Source organism: Aquirufa nivalisilvae, from assembly GCF_004307455.1.
Classification (GTDB): domain Bacteria; phylum Bacteroidota; class Bacteroidia; order Cytophagales; family Spirosomataceae; genus Aquirufa; species Aquirufa nivalisilvae.
The window spans coordinates 89,575-109,870 of sequence record NZ_SEWX01000005.1; the positions used below are offsets into that span (position 1 = coordinate 89,575).

Annotated in this window: 15 protein-coding genes; all 15 read left to right on the plus strand. The window is 39.0% G+C overall.

The genetic code is table 11. The annotated features are described in order from the left end of the window. The first annotated feature begins 67 nt into the window (after positions 1 to 67). The 15 genes from EWU22_RS07230 to EWU22_RS07300 all read left to right on the plus strand — a co-directional run bounded on the left by EWU22_RS07230 (position 68) and on the right by EWU22_RS07300 (position 20,292). A complete protein-coding gene (locus EWU22_RS07230) occupies positions 68 to 3,175 on the plus strand; it encodes a SusC/RagA family TonB-linked outer membrane protein (protein ID WP_394364563.1) in 3,108 nt (1,035 codons plus the stop codon). 33 nt (positions 3,176 to 3,208) lie between these two features. Next, positions 3,209 to 4,720 carry a RagB/SusD family nutrient uptake outer membrane protein gene (locus tag EWU22_RS07235; RefSeq protein WP_130925019.1) on the plus strand — a complete coding sequence of 504 codons (1,512 nt, stop codon included), beginning with the start codon at positions 3,209 to 3,211 and terminating at the stop codon, positions 4,718 to 4,720. A 63-nt stretch (positions 4,721 to 4,783) separates the two neighbouring features. Further along, positions 4,784 to 5,989 carry an FG-GAP repeat domain-containing protein gene (locus EWU22_RS07240; protein ID WP_130925020.1) on the plus strand — a complete coding sequence of 402 codons (1,206 nt, stop codon included), beginning with the start codon at positions 4,784 to 4,786 and terminating at the stop codon, positions 5,987 to 5,989. Between the two features lie 106 nt (positions 5,990 to 6,095). Further along, positions 6,096 to 6,839, plus strand: a complete 744-nt coding sequence (locus EWU22_RS07245; RefSeq protein ID WP_226998300.1) for a 3-keto-disaccharide hydrolase — start codon at positions 6,096 to 6,098, stop codon at positions 6,837 to 6,839. A 20-nt stretch (positions 6,840 to 6,859) separates the two neighbouring features. Then, positions 6,860 to 9,592: a c-type cytochrome gene (locus tag EWU22_RS07250; RefSeq protein ID WP_130925513.1), complete on the plus strand. Its 2,733-nt coding sequence runs from the start codon at positions 6,860 to 6,862 to the stop codon at positions 9,590 to 9,592. A gap of 14 nt (positions 9,593 to 9,606) precedes the next feature. After that, complete coding sequence (locus EWU22_RS07255) at positions 9,607 to 10,668, plus strand: aldose 1-epimerase family protein (protein WP_130925021.1); 1,062 nt, start codon at positions 9,607 to 9,609, stop codon at positions 10,666 to 10,668. 16 nt (positions 10,669 to 10,684) lie between these two features. Next, a complete protein-coding gene (locus EWU22_RS07260; protein WP_130925022.1) occupies positions 10,685 to 11,893 on the plus strand; it encodes a cupin domain-containing protein in 1,209 nt (402 codons plus the stop codon). 22 nt (positions 11,894 to 11,915) lie between these two features. Next, positions 11,916 to 12,947, plus strand: a complete 1,032-nt coding sequence (locus EWU22_RS07265; protein WP_109322654.1) for a sugar phosphate isomerase/epimerase family protein — start codon at positions 11,916 to 11,918, stop codon at positions 12,945 to 12,947. 21 nt (positions 12,948 to 12,968) lie between these two features. Further along, complete coding sequence (locus EWU22_RS07270) at positions 12,969 to 14,126, plus strand: Gfo/Idh/MocA family protein (RefSeq protein WP_109322655.1); 1,158 nt, start codon at positions 12,969 to 12,971, stop codon at positions 14,124 to 14,126. Between the two features lie 20 nt (positions 14,127 to 14,146). After that, positions 14,147 to 15,640, plus strand: a complete 1,494-nt coding sequence (locus EWU22_RS07275; protein WP_231962811.1) for a sugar ABC transporter ATP-binding protein — start codon at positions 14,147 to 14,149, stop codon at positions 15,638 to 15,640. 7 nt (positions 15,641 to 15,647) lie between these two features. Then, a complete protein-coding gene (locus EWU22_RS07280) occupies positions 15,648 to 16,595 on the plus strand; it encodes an ABC transporter permease (protein ID WP_130925024.1) in 948 nt (315 codons plus the stop codon). A 1-nt stretch (position 16,596) separates the two neighbouring features. After that, positions 16,597 to 17,505, plus strand: a complete 909-nt coding sequence (locus tag EWU22_RS07285) for a substrate-binding domain-containing protein (protein ID WP_130925025.1) — start codon at positions 16,597 to 16,599, stop codon at positions 17,503 to 17,505. A 26-nt stretch (positions 17,506 to 17,531) separates the two neighbouring features. Further along, entirely contained in the window at positions 17,532 to 18,776 is a 1,245-nt protein-coding gene (locus EWU22_RS07290) for a glucuronyl esterase domain-containing protein (RefSeq protein ID WP_130925026.1), read from the plus strand. Between the two features lie 110 nt (positions 18,777 to 18,886). Continuing rightward, positions 18,887 to 19,252, plus strand: coding sequence for a hypothetical protein (locus EWU22_RS07295; RefSeq protein ID WP_130925027.1), 366 nt, complete (start codon positions 18,887 to 18,889; stop codon positions 19,250 to 19,252). Between the two features lie 152 nt (positions 19,253 to 19,404). After that, positions 19,405 to 20,292 (plus strand): hypothetical protein, encoded by an 888-nt coding sequence (locus tag EWU22_RS07300; RefSeq protein WP_130925028.1) that lies wholly within the window; start codon positions 19,405 to 19,407, stop codon positions 20,290 to 20,292. The last annotated feature ends 4 nt before the right edge of the window (positions 20,293 to 20,296 follow it).

Here is a 20,296-nt window from a genome sequence, read left to right on the forward strand (position 1 = left end):
TGTTGCTTTAAAACTCAGCTTCTGAATTAATCAAAATCACACATTTTTAACCTTTAATTTTTTCTCTATGAAAAACAAATTTTACGATCTACGAATGGGAAATCGGACTGGAGGCTTGCTTCTAGCGCTGATTTTCTTTTTGTCCTCGGTAGCAATGGCACAGGCCCAGAATCTTCGAGGTAAAGTAAGTGGTTCCGACGGGGAGCCATTGATTGGAGCTGCTATCACAATAGTAGGTACCACTCGTGGAGCAACCACAGATGGTTCAGGTAACTTTGCCATCGATGTTAAAAACAATGAAACTTTACGTTTTAGTTCAGTGGGTTTTACATCTAAAGATGTAGTTTATTCAGGTCAAAAGACTTTGAATATTTCTTTAGCTGCAGATAATAAGACTTTGAACGAGATCGTAGTAGTAGGTTACGGTAGCCAAGTGAAGAAAGAAATCACTGGTGCAGTACAGACGATTGGATACAAAGAATTGAAAGATTTGCCCGTGACTCAAATTGGCCAAAAATTACAAGGTCAATTAGCCGGTGTTCAAATTAACCAAACTACTGGTCAGCCAGGTAAGGGTATGAACATCCGTATTCGTGGTCAATTATCAGTTTCTGCTGGTTCTGATCCACTATACGTGGTTGATGGTTTTCCTATCACAGGTACAATTGGTGCCATGAACCCAGATGAGATTGAAGATATTTCTGTATTGAAAGATGCAGCTTCTACTTCATTATACGGTTCTCGTGCAGCAAATGGTGTGGTTTTGATTACAACAAAGAAGGGTAAAGGAAGTGGAACAAACGTTAGCTTTAACGTATATACAGGTTTTCAACAAGTTCCTATGAAAGGACGTGTGAAAATGATGGATGCGGTTCAATTTGCACAATTCAAGAAAGAATTCTACGAAGATGCAAAACAACCAGTTCCAGTTGAATTCCAAAATCCTTCTCAGTATGCAGGTAAAAACAACGATTGGTTTGATGCATTGATTAATAAAAATGCACCTATTACTAGTTATAACTTATCCATTACATCAAATAAAGAAAAATCAAGAACCTCTTTAGTTGCAGGAGTTTTGGATCAAAAAGGTGTAGTTATCAATACTGACTATAAGCGTTATTCATTACGTTTAAATTCAGCATATGATATTTCTGATAAAGTGACTATCGGTTTTAACGTAGCTCCTCAATTGACTTACGATAATACTCCAAGAACTGACGGTGACCGTGGAACAGGTATCTTGTTCAATGCCTTACACACTTGGCCTATCATGCCTATTTATGAGGCAGATGGTACTACATTAACTAAATTCAACCGTTTCCCAGCAAGTACAGGTAACATTTTTGCTTATGCTAACTGGGTACGTTCTGCACAAGAGTTAGTGAATGAGACAACTACAACGAACTTGTTGACGAATGCTTTCATGGAGTATGAGCCAATCAAAGGTTTGAAATTCAAGTCTAGTATCAATGGTGAAATCTTAAGAACGAAATTCTTCTTCTTTAACCCATCTACTGCTACTAGTGCGATCAACACGCCAATTCCAACAACAGCTGTTTCTATTCGTCAGAATATTGAGAACTTGTCTTGGTTGAATGAAAATACAGTTACTTTCAATAAGACAATCAACGAAGATCACAAGTTAGAGTTATTAGGAGGTTATACGAATCAATATTTCCGTCAAGAATCTACACAGATTCAGGCAGATACATATTCTGATGACCGTCTTCCAACTATCCAAGGTGCTATTAACATCAACCGTGGATCAACAAACAGTGGTGTTCAAGAGTGGGCGTTGACTTCATTCTTAGCACGTGCTACTTACAACTACAAAGGTAAGTACTTATTAAATGCAGCTATTCGTCGTGATGGTTCATCTCGTTTCGGTTTGAATAACCGTTGGGGTACTTTCCCTTCAGTAGGTTTAGGTTGGGTTGTTTCTGATGAAGCATTTATGCAAGACATGCCAGCTGTATCTTTCATGAAGATCAGAGGTAGTTTCGGTGAAATTGGTAACAACAACATTGGTAACTACACGCAATATGCCTTGATTAACAATACTGTTAATGGTGTATTTGGAAATAACGTAGCTGCAGGTGCTTCTGTAAGTTCATTGGCTAACCCTAATTTAGGTTGGGAGAAAACACGTCAATTAGACTTAGGATTGGATTTGAACTTATGGAATGATCGTGTGAATTTCACATATGATTACTACCAAAAAAATACATCTAACTTATTGTATTCTGTTCAAATTGCTCAAGAATCAGGATTTGGAAACTTCAATGATAACATCGGAGAAATTAAGTTCTGGGGACATGAATTTGGTGTAAATACAAAAAACACAACAGGTGCAGTTAAATGGACTACTAATGCTAACATCTCGTTCAACCGTAACGTAGTAGTTGCTTTAGCTCCAGGTATTGACCGTGTGTATGGTACTTTCCACATCACTAAAGTAGGTCAACCATTTGGACAATTCTATGGTTTGATTTCTCAAGGTATGTACAAGAACCAAGCTGACGTAGACAATAGCCCAAAAATCCCAGGTCGTTCTTTCCCTGGTACAATCAAAATTTGGGATGCTAATGGTGACGGTGTAATTACATATGGTGGTAACAATGACGACCGTGTGATTATGGGTAATCCATTCCCTGATTTCGTTTACGGTATTACTAACAACGTAACTTATAAGACTTGGGATTTCAACGTGATTGGTTCTGGTTCTTATGGAAACCAAATGTTGGTTCGTCACATTTATTCTACTGCTAACTTAGATGGTCCTTTCAACTTGTTAGAAGAAGTTGCTAACCGTTGGAGATCAGAGTCTAATCCTGGTTTGGGAAAATATGGTACAACTGTAGGTGGTGGTAACGTAACAGGTATTGAGCGTGACTGGATTAACTCTCGTTTCATCGCTGATGCTTCTTACTTCACGATTCGTAACATCACTTTGGGTTATACATTTACTAAACCTTCTAAAGTGTATAAATCACTTCGTGTATATGCTTCATGTCAGCAAGCATTTGTATTTACTAATTATTGGGGTGGACCAAATCCAGAAGCTAGTTCTGGTGGAGGAAACACAGGTGATGGTGGAAACTTAAGTCAAGGTGTTGACTTCTCAAGTTATCCAGTTCCACGTACTTTCACTTTGGGAGCCAACTTTAACTTTTAATTAGCCAGATAATCACGTTTATTTTTAGAAACAATGAAAAATAAAATAATATTAAGCTGTTTGCTGGCTGTCGGATTGACAGGTTGCACAGAGAGTTTCTTGGATATTGCTCCGGAAACAAGTTTAAGTTCGGTAACGTTTTTCAAGACGCAATCCGATTTTGAACAAGCGGTAAACGCATGTTATGTTCCCTTGAGAACTATCTACAATGACCGTTCATGGTTATTGTCAGAGCAGCACTCAGACAACACCTATTATGCTCGTAATACAGCATTTGGTGCGACTGAGCAGCAAGAAGACTTAGCCGATTTCTCCATTCCAGTATCGAATGGTTTAACGACTAATACACACGTATTGAACCAGTATCGTCAAGATTATTTGATCATTGCTCGTGCTAATCAAATCTTAGCTTTAATTGATAAAGCTGATTTTGATGCTACAGCTAAAGCAAACTTGAAAGGTCAGGCTCAATTTATGCGTGGATTCGCTTACTTTGAATTGTATCGTTACTTCAATAAGGCGCCTCTACAATTAACTCCGGTTACGACTCGTGAAGGTGCTGCTGCCAAAATGGGAACAGCTGCTGATTTAGAGAAAATAATCACTGATGATTTAATTGGTGCTGCGGCGAACTTAAAGCCAAAGTCAACTCAAGAGGCTGGTCGTGCTACATCAGGTGCTGCTAAAACGGTTTTAGCTAACTTGTACATCATTCAGAAGAAATGGGCTGAAGCAGAGAAGTTAATGAAGGAAGTTGTTGCTGAAGGAAACTATTCATTGATTCCTGATTATAACAACGTATTCTCAACTTCAACTACGAACAAAAACAACGCAGAAAGCGTGTTTGAAGTTCAATTCCAAGAAGGATCGAATGGTTATAATGGTACGTTTATGTACAACTTCTTGCCTCGTCCGATGTTAGAGACTGAATTGAAGACTCTTTCTGGTACTTCTAACCCGCAACCACAAACAGGAGAAGGTAATAACATTCCAACTCCTAATGTAATTGCTGCTTATGAAGCTGGGGACTTACGTAAGGATGCATCTATTGGATACATTACTTGCTCTAGTACTTTGTGGGAAGGTAAAACTTATCCAATCATCAAGAAGTACATGAAAACCCACTCATTGAATGGTAACCATGGTATGAACTGGCCAGTGTATCGTTATTCGGAGGTTTTATTATTCTTAGCTGAAGCTTTGAATGAGCAAGGAAAAACAGCTGAAGCGGCTACTTATATGAACATGGTACGTAAGCGTGCTGGTTTAGCAAATACAACAGCTACTTCTCAAGCTGATTTCCGTACAGCTTTGATGCAAGAGCGTCGTGTGGAATTAGCTTTCGAAAACAAGCGTTGGCATGACTTAGTACGTACTGATACGTACAAAGCTGTGATTACTGCGTATGGTGCTGAAATTAAAGCAAATCCTTTCTCTTATTATTACCAAAAAGGATATACCCTTCGTAGTAACTCATTCTCTGTTATTGAGAAATATTACCCAATGCCTGCTGATGAAGCTGCATTGAATCCAAATATTAAGTAATCATTTAGTAGTTAGAATAGCTGTCCTAGATTATCAGGACAGCTATTTTTTTCTCTTTTTTCCATGAAAACGTTTACATACACTTTAAGGGCTCTTTTGTTTAGTTTGGTTTTTGTTGGGTATGCCATGGGAGCTAATCATACGCCAGATTTTAAGAAAGTTATATTAAGTACAACTTTTCTTTCTGAAGGTGTTTGTGTTGGAGATGTAAATCATGATGGGAAAAAGGATGTGATGGCTGGAGCATATTGGTTTGAAGCACCGAAATGGACCAGGCACATGATCAGTGATGATGATATTCGTTACGATAAATCATTAAAAGTTTTCCCTAAAGATCACGTGTTCAAAGTTGATGAGGGATATAGTAATTCATTTTTAAATTTTGCTCAGGATGTAAACCACGACGGCTGGGTTGATTTGATTAGAGTGGGATTGCCTGGTGAAGCTGTTTATTGGTTTGAAAACCCTAAAAACAAAGCTGAATTATGGAAAAAACATTTTTTATATGCATCCATCGGAAATGAATCTCCGCTTTTTGAAGATGTCAATGGAGATGGGTTGAAAGATATTATTGGCAACGATTCCAAGTCGAAACAAATGGTTTGGTTGCAAGCACCTAACACTAAAAAAGATACAATTTGGAAAGCACACGTGATTTCCTCTAACCCTAACTTAGGGACTCATAAATATACACACGGATTAGGTCATGGAGACATGAATGGTGATGGAAGAAAGGATATAGTCTTTAAAGAAGGCTGGTGGGAATGTCCACAAGATGTGTTAGCTAACGAATGGACATATCATCCTTTGTCCTTAAGTTTTGATAGCGCGCACATTATGGTATTGGATTTAGATGGAGATGGATTAGTGGATTTACTCAATTCCTCTGCGCATGATTATGGAATTTGGTGGCACCGTCGGACAGCCACTGGTGTTGAAACTCAAGTAATTCAAAAGGATCTATCTCAAACACATGCCATGGCTATGGCAGATTTGAATGGAGATAAGCATCCCGATTTTGTAGTGGGTAAGCGCTTTATGGCGCATAACGGCAAAGATCCAGGTGAATTTGAGAAAGCTCTATTACGTTGGTATGAATTTAAACCGGGCAAAACTCCTACTTGGATTAGCCACGACATAGATGAAGATTCTGGGGCGGGTATTCATATCGTGATAGAAGATATGAATCAAGACGGCCTTAAAGATATAGTCATTTCGAATAAAAAAGGAGTTTTTGTCTTTTTTCATTATTCAAGGAAAAAGGCTTAAAACCATATAAAACATTATATATAATGCGGAATTTTTCACTAATTTTTACATATAATCTATATTACCTATGAGAAAACAATTATTGTACCTAGGCCTCGTGGGGCTGATGCTTCCATTCTTTGCGTTCCGCAATCCCTCGGTTGGTCAACAGGACAAGCCTAAGGAAAAAGGATTCAAGAAAATCTTTGATGGCAAGAGTTTAAAAGGATGGGAGGGTGATCCTGCATATTGGCGTGTTGAAAATGGATCCATCATTGGTGAAATTACACCGGCCACTGTATTAAAAAGAAATCATTTCTTGATTTGGAGAGGCGGACAGCCAGCAGATTTTGAATTTAAGGCGGATGTTAAAATTACGAAAGCAGGAAATACTGGAGTAAATTATCGCTCTGAAGAATTATTACCTGATTTGCCTTTTGCTTTGAAAGGTTATCAAGCGGATATTGATGGAAGTAACCGCTATACAGGTCAAAATTACGAAGAACGTGCTCGTACAACCTTGGCTTATCGTGGAGAAATATCTGTGATAAATGAGCAAACAGATCCAGAATTAAAAAATAACTTACGCACATTGGCGCAAAGAAATAACTGGACAGCTCGTCAAGTAAAAGGATCATTAGGTCATACTGATTCTTTAAAAACAGCCATTAAATCAGAAGATTGGAATGAGCTACATATCGTAGCTAAAGGAAATCACCTATTGCATTATATCAATGGTATTTTAATGAGTGATGTGACTGATTTAGATCAAGTAAATGGTAAAGCCTCTGGTTGGTTAGGTATGCAAGTACACGTAGGCCCACCTATGAAAGTAGAATATAAAAATATCCGATTGAAAACTCTTAAATAAACACTGTTAATTATATGAAAATGAGACCTCTAGTTAAACTTGGAATGGTGTTTGCAGCCGTAATTGCTTTGGGCAGTTTTGGCTACAATTCACTCCACAAAGTACAACCCGCCCTAGCAGAAGGGGCTAATCCAAAGATCGATAAGATTCGTCTACAACCTGGATTTAAAGTAGAACACCTATTTAGCCCATCTGATGCCAAAATTGGTTCATGGGTAGCTATGTGTTTTGATGATAAAGGCAGAATGATTGCTTCTGACCAATATGGTGGATTGTTTAGATTAACTATTCCTGCTATTGGATCAAAGGACAATACTCCTAAAATTGAGAAATTGAAGTTTGGAAAAGGTGTGGATACATTGGGTATCGGAAACGCTCACGGATTACTTTATGCATTCAATAGCTTATATGTTATGGTGAATGCCCGTGTAGCTCCTGTTAATCCTCCTGCAGCTCAACCTGGTCGTAATCCTAATTTTGCTCCTAGCTATGCTCCACGTGGTAGTGGATTGTACCGTGTTCAGGATTTAGATGGTGATGATCAGTTCGATAAGATCACTTTGATGAAGGAATTCAAAGGTGAAGGAGAACACGGTCCACACTCGATCATTTTATCTCCTGATAAAAAATCCATCTTTTTAATCAATGGTAACCACACGGATGTTCCTCCAATGGATGCTTATCGTTTGCCTAAAAACTGGCATGAGGACAACTTGTTCCCTTTAATCAAAGACCCTCGTGGACATGCTAATGATCGTTATGCTCCAGGTGGATATGTAGTAAACATTGATCCAGATGGAAAGAAATGGGAATTAATCAGTGCAGGTTATAGAAACGCATTTGATATTGCATTCAACGAAGTAGGTGATTTATTCGCTTATGATGCTGATATGGAGTGGGATTTTGGTTTACCTTGGTATCGTCCAACTCGTATTAACCACGTAACTTCTGGTTCTGAGCATGGATGGAGAACAGGTAACAGCAAATGGTCACCTTCTTTACCGGATAACTTACCTCCAGTATTGAATATCGGACAAGGTTCTCCGACAAGTTTATTGTCATTGCGTGATGCTAAGTTTCCTGCGAAATACAAAAAATCATTATTGGCATTTGACTGGACATTTGGTATTGCTCACTTAATTAAGTTGAAACCACAAGGTTCTACTTATACAGCTGATCGTGAAGAATTCTTATCAGGTATTCCTTTACCATTAACAGATGGTCAAATTGGTCCTGATGGAGCTTTATATTTCTTAATTGGTGGTCGTCGTTTAGAGTCTGATTTGTATCGTGTATATTACACAGGACCTGAAGAAGCTAATACCAAACCAGTTGTTTCTCAAATTACTCCATTGAATGAATTGCGTCGTAAGTTAGAGGTATTCCATAATGGACCAAATCCTGCAGCAGTAGCTACAGTTTGGCCACATTTGAATAGCCCAGATCGTTTTGTTCGTTATGCTGCACGTATTGCTCTAGAGCATAATCCAGCTGATTCTTGGAAAGATAAAGCGTTGAATGAAAAAGATCCAGTAACAGCTATCAATGCTTTGATTGGTTTAATTCGTATGGATAAGCCAGAAAACAAAAATGCTATCAATGCCGCTTTATTGAAGATTGATAATAAAGGATTCAATGAGGCATTGCAAATTGATTACATCCGTGCATTTGAATTGAACATCTTGAGAAATGGTATGCCTGATGCTTCTCAATCGGCTGCTATTGTGGCTAAGTTTGATGCCCTATATCCAGCGAAACAAATGAACTTAACTCGTTCTTTGAGCCGTATCTTGGTGACTTTGGAAGCACCAAACATCATTCCTCGTACATTGAAATTATTGGAAACAAAAGATACAGCTTCAGTAGCTGCTTACCGTGTTGAAACGGCAACTTCTTCTGCTGACTTAATCATGCGTAACCCTCAGTATGGTACAGATATCGCTCGTATGTTGGAGAAAATTCCACCTGCACAGCAGACTTATTTGGCTACAATGTTAAGTGCAGCTAAAAACAACTGGACACCAGAGTTACATGACCGTTATTTCTCTTGGTTCCGTAAAGGATTTGAGTATCAAGGTGGACGTAGTTATGTAGGTTTCATTGACCGTGCTCGTAAATTAGCTTTGAAAAATGTAGCTGAATCGCAACGTGCAAAATATGATAAAATGTCAGGTGCTGATTTGTTAACAGCCAATGGTAATGATTTAGTGAAAGTAAACGCACCGAAAGGTCCAGGTAGAAACTGGAAAGTGGAAGATGCTGTAGCGCTTTTGGATGCTCCTTTAACAAATCGTGATTTCCAAAATGGTAAATCGATGTTTGCTGCTACAACTTGTAGAAACTGTCACGCAGTTGGTTCTGATGGTGGTGGAAATGTTGGTCCAGACTTGACTAATTTAGGAACTCGTTTCTCTAAGAAGGATATTTTGGAATCAATCATTGACCCGAACAAAACGGTTTCAGATCAATATGCTGCTTCTCAGTTGATGTTGAGAAATGGAACATCCGTAGTAGGTCGTATCACAAACCAGGATAAAGTAGCATTCTATGTGTCGCAAAACCCATATGCTCCGGATCAAGTTGAAAAAGTATTGAAGAAAAATGTAACTTCAGTGAAGTATTCTGGAGTATCTCCAATGCTTGCTGGTTTGATCAATAGCTTGAATCCAGAAGAATTGAAAGATTTAATGGCTTATTTAATGTCAGGTGGTAGTGAGGCTAATGCCATGTTTGCAAAACCAGCTGCGAAATAATTGAATAGAAAAAGATGACGTATCCTTGGAAAGATAAAATATCCAATCACAAGCAACTCGGAGGCATTGAAACCTCCACATTAGATAACGGAGCAGGTAGAGGCGTTCGAATTGCTTGGATGGATACGGGAGCGGGATTTCGCTACAAAATTGTACTAGATCGCGGCATGGATATTGCCGAGGCCTTCTACCAAGAGAAAAGTTTAGCATGGATTTCCCATGCAGGCATTACCAGTCCACAGCCCCTGTCAGATCAGGGGCTGCACTGGTTACGCACCTTTGGAGGAGGATTGCTAACCACTTGTGGTTTAGACCACGTTGGTGGACCTGAACAAGATGAGTATGGTAGTAGAGGTATTCATGGAAAAATCAGCAATCAAATTGCCGAAATCACTTCCATCGTTCAACCTGATATTCATTCAGGTCAATTAGACATGAGTATCTCAGGTATTATTCGTCAGCATGTGATTTTCGGACCATGCTTGACTTTAAAAAGAACGATTTCTGGAAGATTGGGAGAGGCTTTTTTGAAAATTGAAGATGAAATCATCAATGAAGGCAATACAGACGCCCCTTTGATGTTATTATATCACTTTAATTTTGGTTGGCCTTTGGTCAACGAAGGAACAAAGATTGTGGCGAATGGAACTTGGAAGTATCGTTTTGAAGGAACTCAAGACGCTTTGATTTTCAAGGAAGGAAATGATTACAAGACTTGTCCAGCTCCATTAGATATCCATTTGGGTGGTGGCGAAGAAGTAGCATTTATAGATGCTGCCACCGATGCCCAGCATCAGGTAGCTTGCGGACTTTACAATGAACAGTTAGGATTAGGAGTGAAGATGTCATACGACAAAAGAGAATTACCTAGTTTGACGAATTGGCAGCATTGGGGTAAGGATGAATATGTGACAGGCATAGAACCAGGAACGAACCCTCCCATTGGCCAAAAAGCAGCTCGGGAAGAAGGCTCATTAGTGTTTTTAGCCCCAAGAGCAAAGAAGCGTTTTTCTGTGACTTTAGAAGTCATAGATCAACAAAAACAACCAGAGAAATTAACTAATTTTATACAATAAAAGATTGCCTATTCTTATGAAAAATAAAGCAGAAAAAGCCCTAGAGCAAGGAAAGGGCATATTGCGTTTAGCGCCAACTTGGGTACCAAGATCATTTTGTGTTCCAGGTCGTCGTATTAAATTGCATCCAGATGATTATTATGTACTCGGTGGAGTACGAGGAGGAATCGATGAGCGTTGGTTATCATCTACTACCCCTGCTAAAAATGGTCCATTAACAGGAGAAAACGAAGGTCTTAGTGCCATTGTTTATTCTGAGGAAGGAAAGGAAGAACAAATCCTTTTAAAGGATGCCATTGAAGAATTAGGTGGCCAAATAATTGGTGATCGTCTTTGGAATGAATATAAGTCTTGGCCAATGTATTCCAAGTTTTTTGATAACATGGGACCTTTGCCTCATCACATTCACCACAATGATGAGCACGCTGCCAAAATTGGTCAATTAGGTAAACCAGAGGCGTATTATTTCCCACCACAGTTGAATAACCATGGTGGAGACTTTCCATATACTTTCTTCGGAATTGCTCCAGGAACAACCAAAGAGCAAATCAAAGAATGTTTACAGAATTTTACCAAAGGGGATAACAAAATCACGATGTTCTCTCAAGCTTTCCCATTAATTCCTGGAACAGGATGGGATGTGCCTCCGGGAATGTTACATGCCCCAGGTAGCCTTTGTACTTATGAGCCTCAGAAAGCATCTGATGTTTTTGCCATGTATCAATCTTTAGTTAATGAGGCAATCATTCCAGAAGAATTATTATGGAATGGTACTCCTAAAGAAGAAATTGGAAATTATGACCAATTGATGGAAGTGATCGATTGGGATTTGAATACCAATCCTAATTTATTGGAAACTCGCTTCATGGCGCCAATTCCAGTGAAAGATGAGGCCGAAATGGCTAAAGAAGGGTATTCTGAGAAGTGGGTTTGCTACCGTTCAGAGGCATTCTCTGCTAAAGAATTAACGGTATTCCCAGGTCAAACAGTAACCATCAAAGATGCTGCCGCTTATGGTTTAATCATGATGCAAGGACATGGTAAAATGGGTGTTTGGAACATTGAAACTCCAGCCATGATTCGTTACGGACAATTGACCAATGATGAGTTCTTTGTAACTGAAAAAGCTGCACAAGAGGGTGTTGTTATAACGAACCATTCTTCTACTGATCCAATCGTGATGTTGAAGCATTTTGGTCCAAACAATCCGGATTTAAAATTATAATTGATATAAACCATTTGAACAAATGACACAAATAAATAATTATCCAAAATTGCACAATGCCACTTGGCCTGGCATCGTGGGTAAGGGTCCTGATTCCGAACCAGTTATCTCTTTAGATCAAATGCTTGAAATGACTGCTGCGGCAGAAGTTGATGGTGTGAAATTCGATGGGGTGGACGTAGGTTTATTTGATCCGCATTTTGACATTAATTCAGGTAAAGAAGGAGCAAAACGCTTGGCTGACAAAGTAGCAGCTCATGGTTTAGAAATTGGAAGTTTGGTTGCTCCCATCTGGGGCGGCCCTGCTATAGGTTCTAAAGCAGATCAAGATACATTTGTAGACATGGTGAAAAAATCCTGTGAAATTGGTCAAACTTTACGTGAAATGGGTATTCGCCCGAACGGTATCGTTCGTATTGATTCGGCCAGTGGAGTATCTGATTGGGCAAAAGATCCAGTAGGTAATTCCAAGAAAATTGTGGAAACCTTCCAACGTGCTTGTGATGTAGCAGCTGATTACGGCGAGCGCTTAGCAGCTGAAGGAGAGATTTGCTGGGGTGGTATGCATTCATGGCGTCAAATGGTGGCTACTTTAGAAGCCGTTGATCGTAAGAACATTGGTTTTCAAGCAGACATGTCTCATACCTTGTTGTACACGATGGGGTATAATGCTCCTGAAGATCGTATTTTACCAGAAGGCTATGATTGGTCAGATCGTGAAGTATTGAAAGATGCTTTACGTCAAATTACTGCGGCACTTCGTCCTTGGACCATCGACTTCCACGTGGCACAAAATGATGGCACAGTTCACGGAACTGGTAGTCATGATAAAACGGGTAGACACTGTCAAGCCACTGATCCTAACGGAAAATTGGTAGTAGCAGAAGATGCTGGTTTCTGGCTTCGTGATGAGAACGGTGAATTGACCAAAGCATTCAAACATATTTGTTGGGATGGTTGTATGTTCAGCAATGAAGTTATGTTACAACAAAAAACTTGGAATGATATTTTAGCGACCATGATTAAGGTGCGTAATGCCCATGGTTGGTCTTAAGATTTTGAAATATATTTGACAATGGAAAAGAAGAAATTAAGAATAGGATTGATCGGAACGGGCTTCATGGGAAGAACCCATTCCAACGGGTTTAACCGTATTACTAACTTTTTCCCCAACTTAGCTTATGAGCCTGTAATGCAGGCAGTTTGCTCTCGTAATGAGGAAAAAGTAAAAGCATTTGCAGCACAATGGGGCTATGCATCTTACGAAACAGATTGGCGTAAATTGATCGCTCGCGATGATATTGATGCCGTAGATATTTGTACACCCAATGATACTCACGCTGAAATCGCTATTGCTGCTGCTAAAGCAGGAAAAATGATTCTTTGTGAGAAACCTTTGTCTAGAACATTAGCCGAAGGAGAAGAAATGGTTAGGGAAATAGAAGCAGCTGGTGTGAAAAACACAACTTGGTATAACTACCGTCGCTTACCTGCTGTTACTTTAGCTAAACAAATCGTGGACTCAGGTAAATTAGGCCGTATTTTCCATTACCGTGCAAACTTCTTGCAAGACTGGACTATTAGTCCGGATTTACCTCAAGGAGGTGCTGGTACTTGGCGCTTAGATGTGGAAGCAGCTGGTTCAGGTGTTACGGGCGACTTGCTTGCACACTGTATTGATACAGCACTTTGGATTAACGGTGGAATCACCGATGTTTCAGCTATGACCGAAACATTCATCAAAGAACGTGTGCACACAGAATCTGGTCAAGTACAAAAAGTAGGTATCGATGATGCTTGTTTGTTTCACTGCCACTTTGATAACGGTTCTTTAGGCTTATTTGAGTCTACGCGTTATGCTCGTGGACACAAAGCGCTTTATACTTTCGAAATCAATGGAGAGCATGCTTCTCTTCGTTGGGATTTACATGATTTGAACCGCTTGGAAATGTATGATCATGCGGATGAGTCAATTGTACGTGGTTGGAAATCTATTTTAGTGACGGATGGGGATCAACCTTACATGGACAAATGGTGGGTTCCAGGATTATCCATTGGTTACGAGCATAGTTTTGTACATCAAGCTGCTGATTTCTTGAAATCCTTGGAAACAGGAGAACCTTGTTCACCTACTTTCCGCGAAGCTTTGCAAACACAAAAAGTATGTGAGGCTGTGATTGATTCAGCGAAGCAAAAACAATGGAAGGACACCAATGTAGAGTGGCCTTGTTAATATTTTAAATGGAATGTAGGGTGGAAGGAGAGAAACCAGTTTTAGAGCTCAAACAAGTATCTATTGCTTATTCGGGAACTCCCATTTTACATTCCATTGATTTATCATTGTATCCAGGTGAAATCCATGCATTGGTGGGTGAAAATGGAGCTGGTAAATCGACTTTAATGAAGACAATGCTAGGAATCATCTCTCCTGATAAAGGGGAGGTGATTTTTTTTGGTCAAAAACGACAACATCAAAGTTTAAAACAAATCATGGATAGTGGTATATCCATGATCCACCAAGAGTTGATGTTGATTCCAGAATTAAGCGTTGAAGAGAATATATTTTTAGGAAGAGAAAATGAATTGGGATTTTGGCCTTTGGAAAGGAAGAAAAATGCCCGATTGAAAGCCTTGGACTTACTGGCGGATTGCGAAATCCCCATGGATCCAAGCACCTTAGTCAAGAATTTGTCGATTGCCGAGCAACAATTGGTGGAGATTTTACGTGCTATTTCACAGCAAGCCAAATTGATCTTAATGGATGAACCCACTTCCTCTTTATCAGAAAAGGAAATCACCTTATTCAGGCGTCTGATTAATAAATTAAAAAATGAAGGAGTAAGTATTTTATTTACTTCACATAAAATGGAAGAGATATTTGGTTTCTCAGATCGAATATCTGTTTTACGAGATGGTTATTTGATATCTTCCAAATGTCGGGAGGAATGTACCGAGCAGGAGGTCGTGCATCAAATGGTTGGTCGAGAAATGAATCAATTTTTTCCCCATCGAGAGGTGATAAAAGGAGATACATGCTTGCATGTTAAAGGGTTGGGGATTCCTGGCTTATTTCAAGACATTGAGTTTGACTTACACCAAGGAGAGATTTTAGGTTTTGGTGGGCTTGTAGGTGCAGGAAGGACAGATATTGGGAAAGCTTTGGCAGGATTATTAATTCCCCAAGCAGGAGAAATTCTTTGGAAGAATCAGTTGGTCAAGTTCAAAAGCCCTCAAGAAGCTATTAAGCAAGGCATTGGCTACGTGAGTGAAGACAGAAAAGAAATGGGATTTATTCCAGAGTTTTCTGTTCAACATAATTTAACCTTGTCCTCCTTGTTAGAATTTCAGCGTTGGGGTATATTAGATAAATCTAAAGAGAAAGAAATAGCGGCCGGTCATATATCTCGGCTTAAGATTAAGTCCAAAGGGCCAGACCAACAAGTGATGACCTTGAGTGGAGGAAACCAACAAAAAGTTGTCTTTGGGCGAGTGCTACAACATCTACCTGATGTACTAATTTTGGATGAACCTACTCGAGGAATTGATGTACAGGCGAAGTTTGAGATATATACGTTAATGGCAGAATTAAGTAAACAAGGAAAATCCATCATTTTGATATCATCTGATTTGCCGGAATTATTGCACATGAGTGATCGGATTTTGGTTATATCTAAAGGGAAACAGACCGCCATTTTGAATAAAGAAGAGACCAATCCAGCAGAGATTATGTCTTATGCTATGAAATAGTAAGCACATGAATTTGAAAAAAATACTTATTGGTAGTCAGTCTGGAGGGATATTCCTTGCCTTGATTTTGATGTGTGTGTTAATCTCTAGTTTGACACCTCGATTTTTAACGGACACCAATCTATTGGTCATCCTAAACCAAGTATCCGTCAATGCGATTTTGGCTTTTGGTGTCACCTTTGTGATTATTTCAGGAGGGATCGACTTGTCATTAGGATCCATGTTAGCTGTAGCAGGAGTGGTTGCTGCATTATTTGCCAAATCAGACGGCGGAAATGTTTATATATCATTGCTTATGGCACTTGGAGTAGGAGCCTTGATGGGTGCTATGAACGGTTTTACCGTGATTTTGTCCAAAGTTCCACCTTTCATTGTGACTTTAGGTACGATGACAATCGCTCGAGGTGCGGCTTTGATTATCTCTTCAGGTAGACCTGTATCTGATTTATCGGAATCGTTTAACTTTCTAGGAAATGGTGATTTATTTGGTTTACCGATTCCTATTTTGTTCTTGATAGCTACCTATGTCGTATGTCATTTCGTATTGACCCAAACAGTATTTGGTCGTTATGTAACAGCCATTGGAGGTAACGAAACAGCCGCTTGGGTAGCAGGTATTCCAGTGGCAAAAGTTAAATGGTGGGTATATACACTAAGTGGGATATTTGCTGCACTTGGAGGAATTTTACTGTCGGCTAGGATTAATACCGGACAACCCAATGCTGGATTAGGCTTTGAATTGGATGCTATAGCGGCAGTTATTATCGGAGGTACAAGTACACGAGGAGGAAAGGGAAGTATGACTGGAACCCTATTAGGTGTTTTATTCATTGGGGTTATCAATAATGGATTGGATTTATTAAATGTTTCAGCTTATTGGCAACAGGTTGTCATGGGGGGAATCATTATATTAGCAGTAGTATTAGATAGTGTTTATCAAAAAATGAAACGTTAACATGAAAATCAGTTTACGCATATTACTTACTTGTTTAGTTGTCTTATTCGTTTGGGCCTGTGGAAATAAAGAATCAGGAGGAAAGAAGAAAATCGTCATTGGGGTTTCCATGTTGAGTCTTCAAAATGAGTTTATTCAAAAAGTAAGTGCATCGCTCGAAAAACATGCCCAAGATGCCGATGTTGAATTAATCGTAGTGGATGCAGAACGCTCGGCTTTGAAGCAAGTAGAGCAAGTAGAGAATTTCATTAGTCAACAAGTGGATGCTATCATTTTAAATCCAGCTGAATTTGAGGCTAGTTCTCCCGCCATATTACGCGCTAAAAAGGCAGGCATTCCGATTGTCAATGTCAACTCCTCCACCAAAGAAAAACCAGATGCTTGGGTAGGATCAGATGATGCAGAATCAGCAAAAATGGCCATCGATTTTTTGGCGAAGAAACTAAATGGCAAAGGAAATATCTTGATTATTCAAGGCTATATGGGGCAAGCTGCTCAAATTGATCGCGAACGAGGAGCCGTGGAAGCTTTAAAAGCATACCCTAATATGAAATTATTAGCTACCCAAACGGGAGAGTGGGATCGAGCCAAATCGATGTCTTTGATGGAGAATTGGATACAGTCTTATGGAGATCAAATCCAAGGGGTATTTGCCCATAATGATGAAATGGGACTTGGCGCTATGCAGGCACTCTTGGATGCCAAGAAAAAGGATAAAGTGGTGGTAGTTAGTGTGGACGGAATTGGAGATGCCATTAAGGCTGTGGATGCAGGAACTTTAGATGCGACAATTTTACAAAATGCAGAGCAACAGGGTGCGCAAGCAATTGCAATGGCTTTAGATTTAATTCATAAAAAGCCTATCAAAGAAACACAGGTTTTGATTCCTTTTCAAGTTAAAACCAAATAGTAACAGCTTTCAAATAAATCGATATTATGAAAAAGTTTCTCTTTTTTTGTTTGATAAGTTCAACGATGATGGCCCAGCAAAAACCTTTTGTAGCTAATTATGATGAAAGTAAAGTAGGTACTATTACTTTGCCAGATCCATTAATTATTGGTTCAAAGAAAATAAGTAGTCAAGCAGATTGGGAAAAAAATAGGGCTACTTGGTTAACTCTGTTTGCAGACCAAATGTATGGTCAAATGCCTAAAAAATCAGTTAAGCAGACTAATACCTTAATTTCTCAGAAAGAAATTTTAGGAGGAAAAGCCGTACAATCGATTTGGAAAATGGATTTTGCAGGTAAAGTTCAAGCAACGGTAGTGGTGATTTTACCCAAATCAAGCAAGAAGGCGCCTGTATTTATGGGATTGAATTTTTGTGGGAATCAAACAATCAGTACAGATGATGGGATTCCGATATTTGATAAATATGTTGTTTGTAACAATGATCCAAAATTCATTAACAACATTTCTCAAGCTGCATCAAGGGGAGAGTGGGCTAGTCGCTGGCAAATAGAAAAAGTGATTGATGCGGGCTTTGGAACGATTACCGCTGCCTGTGGAGATTTTGAAGAAGATTTTGCCACGGGTTATAAAAATGGAGTTAGAACTAAATTGGCAATAGAATTAGGTTTAAAGCCTGAAGATTGGACTGCCAATGGAGCATGGGCTTGGGGCTTAAGTAGGATGTTGGATTTAGCTCAAAGTATCCAGCAGATCGACGGGAAAAAGGTCATATTACATGGACATTCTCGATTGGGAAAGGCTGCTTTATGGGCTGGAGCCAATGACCGTCGTTTTGCAGCTATTATATCCAATGAATCGGGTGAGGGTGGAGCTGCTTTGAGTAGAAGAATATATGGAGAAACGATTTGGCGTATAACCAATAGTTTCCCTCATTGGTTTTTGCCTAAATATGCAAGCTATGCTGACCGAGAAAACGAATTACCTTTTGACCAACATATTTTATTGAGCTTGATGGCGCCGCGACCAGTTTATGTAGCCTCAGCCTTTGGCGATCAATGGTCTGACCCTAAAGGTGAGTTTTTGAGTGCCAAAGAAATGGAAAAAGTGTATGCTTTATACGGTAAAAAAGGATTAGGGAATATAGATATGCCAGGTTTAAATCAACCTGTAGGAAAGCTCATAAGATACCATATTCGAGATGGCAAACATGATATCAATGAATATGACTGGGAGCAATATATCAAGTTTGGGAAAGAAGAAGTGAAGTAAATTATAAATTATGAATTATAAATTGTAAATGTTGAAAAGTGAATGATATTGATTTACCATCATTTATTCTACATTCTAAACTCTTTATTCTACATTCCCTACAAACTGCCTTGCTTCGACTCATTGTACTTTTTTGTTTATTGATTCCGAGTCTAGCCTTTTCACAACAGGTTAAGATTAAAAAGCCCATTCCTGAAAAAAAGAATGCTCATTTGCCATATGCCTGTATTTTTGAAGATGGGGCATATCCTGCTACGGTTATTCAAAGAAATTCGATGACGAAAGATTCCACCGTATTTGCACGAATTGCCGTAGAGATTGAAGGTTGTTTTGTGATTTCTATTAAGTTTCCCAAAGGCTCTAAATTCCTTCAGGATACCTTACAAATCAATGACATAGATGACTTGGGAAATTCCATCATACAAGGCAAAAATGGTAATTATTATGTCATTCAGGCAAAATATGAACCATTTTAAATTGTAAATGGTGAATTGTAAATTATAAAATGAGTTAATAATAAACCCAAAGTCAACCTATTTCAGGACAAGACACAATTTACCATTCACCATTAATAATTTACCATTAACAATTCCTCATTTACAAGTAAATTTGCGGTAATTAAAAACTTATGACTGTTCAAAAAGTAGACGTTGCTATAAATGTGTATGGAAAACCTTATCAAACGGCCGTTAGTATCTGGTCTTTGATGAAAAATTCTGGACAGCATATACAACATATTTATTTGACCTTAGAAAAAAGCCAGCCTGAAGGTTTTGACGAAGCATTATTGCGCTCGCTTTTGGAAGGATTACCTATCATTTATTTTAAGCCTAAATTTTTCTTTGGCTGGTGGGAAGGTAGAAGAAAAGGTCTACTCAACAAAATTCTATTGTATTTTAAGGACTATCGTTATTCCATTCGAAGCCAGTATCCTTGGGAAAACAGTCAATCGAATTGGCTATTTATGATGCATAATGACATGCTTTTTAATGGAGATCTAATAGGACATTACCTTAGTAAAATTGGAGACTCTGTTGGGATCGGTCAAGTAGGTCAATGCTGGAATTGCCCGGCACATGGAGATCTTTGTGATGGGAATCGCTATTGGGATTATCGACCGTCAATGGCCGAACTAAAGGAATTATATCAAACAAGACCAGAAGGTAGAGCTGTGATGCATGGTTTGGTTCAAGATGGCAAATTAAGTTGGCCACTACCCGAGTGTCGTTTGAATGAACATGCAGCCTTAATTAATTTAAAATTAGCTCGCCCTTTAACCACTCCTCTAGGTTCTGTTCCTCCCATTGGATTAAAGAACAGTTTGGATAATGGCATTCCTTGGTTTCAAGGGATGACAAAGAAAGGCTACAAAATGGTGAATGAATCTTATATGCCATTTGCCAAACATGCCTGGACGAATGATACCGATTGTGGACATGCTTCTTTGTTTGATAAAAACATGTACAATAGAGAAGAGGAAATGGCCAAATTCGAATTAGAAAAGTGGAGAGAATAACAAC

Excerpts from the sequence above, each read along its gene's own strand:
- EWU22_RS07230 (WP_394364563.1), top strand. The coding sequence starts at position 68 with ATGAAAAACAAATTTTACGATCTACGAATGGGAAATCGGACTGGAGGC.
- EWU22_RS07235 (WP_130925019.1), top strand. The coding sequence starts at position 3,209 with ATGAAAAATAAAATAATATTAAGCTGTTTGCTGGCTGTCGGATTGACA.
- EWU22_RS07240 (WP_130925020.1), top strand. The coding sequence starts at position 4,784 with ATGAAAACGTTTACATACACTTTAAGGGCTCTTTTGTTTAGTTTGGTT.
- EWU22_RS07245 (WP_226998300.1), top strand. The coding sequence starts at position 6,096 with ATGCTTCCATTCTTTGCGTTCCGCAATCCCTCGGTTGGTCAACAGGAC.
- EWU22_RS07250 (WP_130925513.1), top strand. The coding sequence starts at position 6,860 with ATGAGACCTCTAGTTAAACTTGGAATGGTGTTTGCAGCCGTAATTGCT.
- EWU22_RS07255 (WP_130925021.1), top strand. The coding sequence starts at position 9,607 with ATGACGTATCCTTGGAAAGATAAAATATCCAATCACAAGCAACTCGGA.
- EWU22_RS07260 (WP_130925022.1), top strand. The coding sequence starts at position 10,685 with ATGAAAAATAAAGCAGAAAAAGCCCTAGAGCAAGGAAAGGGCATATTG.
- EWU22_RS07265 (WP_109322654.1), top strand. The coding sequence starts at position 11,916 with ATGACACAAATAAATAATTATCCAAAATTGCACAATGCCACTTGGCCT.
- EWU22_RS07270 (WP_109322655.1), top strand. The coding sequence starts at position 12,969 with ATGGAAAAGAAGAAATTAAGAATAGGATTGATCGGAACGGGCTTCATG.
- EWU22_RS07280 (WP_130925024.1), top strand. The coding sequence starts at position 15,648 with ATGAATTTGAAAAAAATACTTATTGGTAGTCAGTCTGGAGGGATATTC.
- EWU22_RS07285 (WP_130925025.1), top strand. The coding sequence starts at position 16,597 with ATGAAAATCAGTTTACGCATATTACTTACTTGTTTAGTTGTCTTATTC.
- EWU22_RS07290 (WP_130925026.1), top strand. The coding sequence starts at position 17,532 with ATGAAAAAGTTTCTCTTTTTTTGTTTGATAAGTTCAACGATGATGGCC.
- EWU22_RS07300 (WP_130925028.1), top strand. The coding sequence starts at position 19,405 with ATGACTGTTCAAAAAGTAGACGTTGCTATAAATGTGTATGGAAAACCT.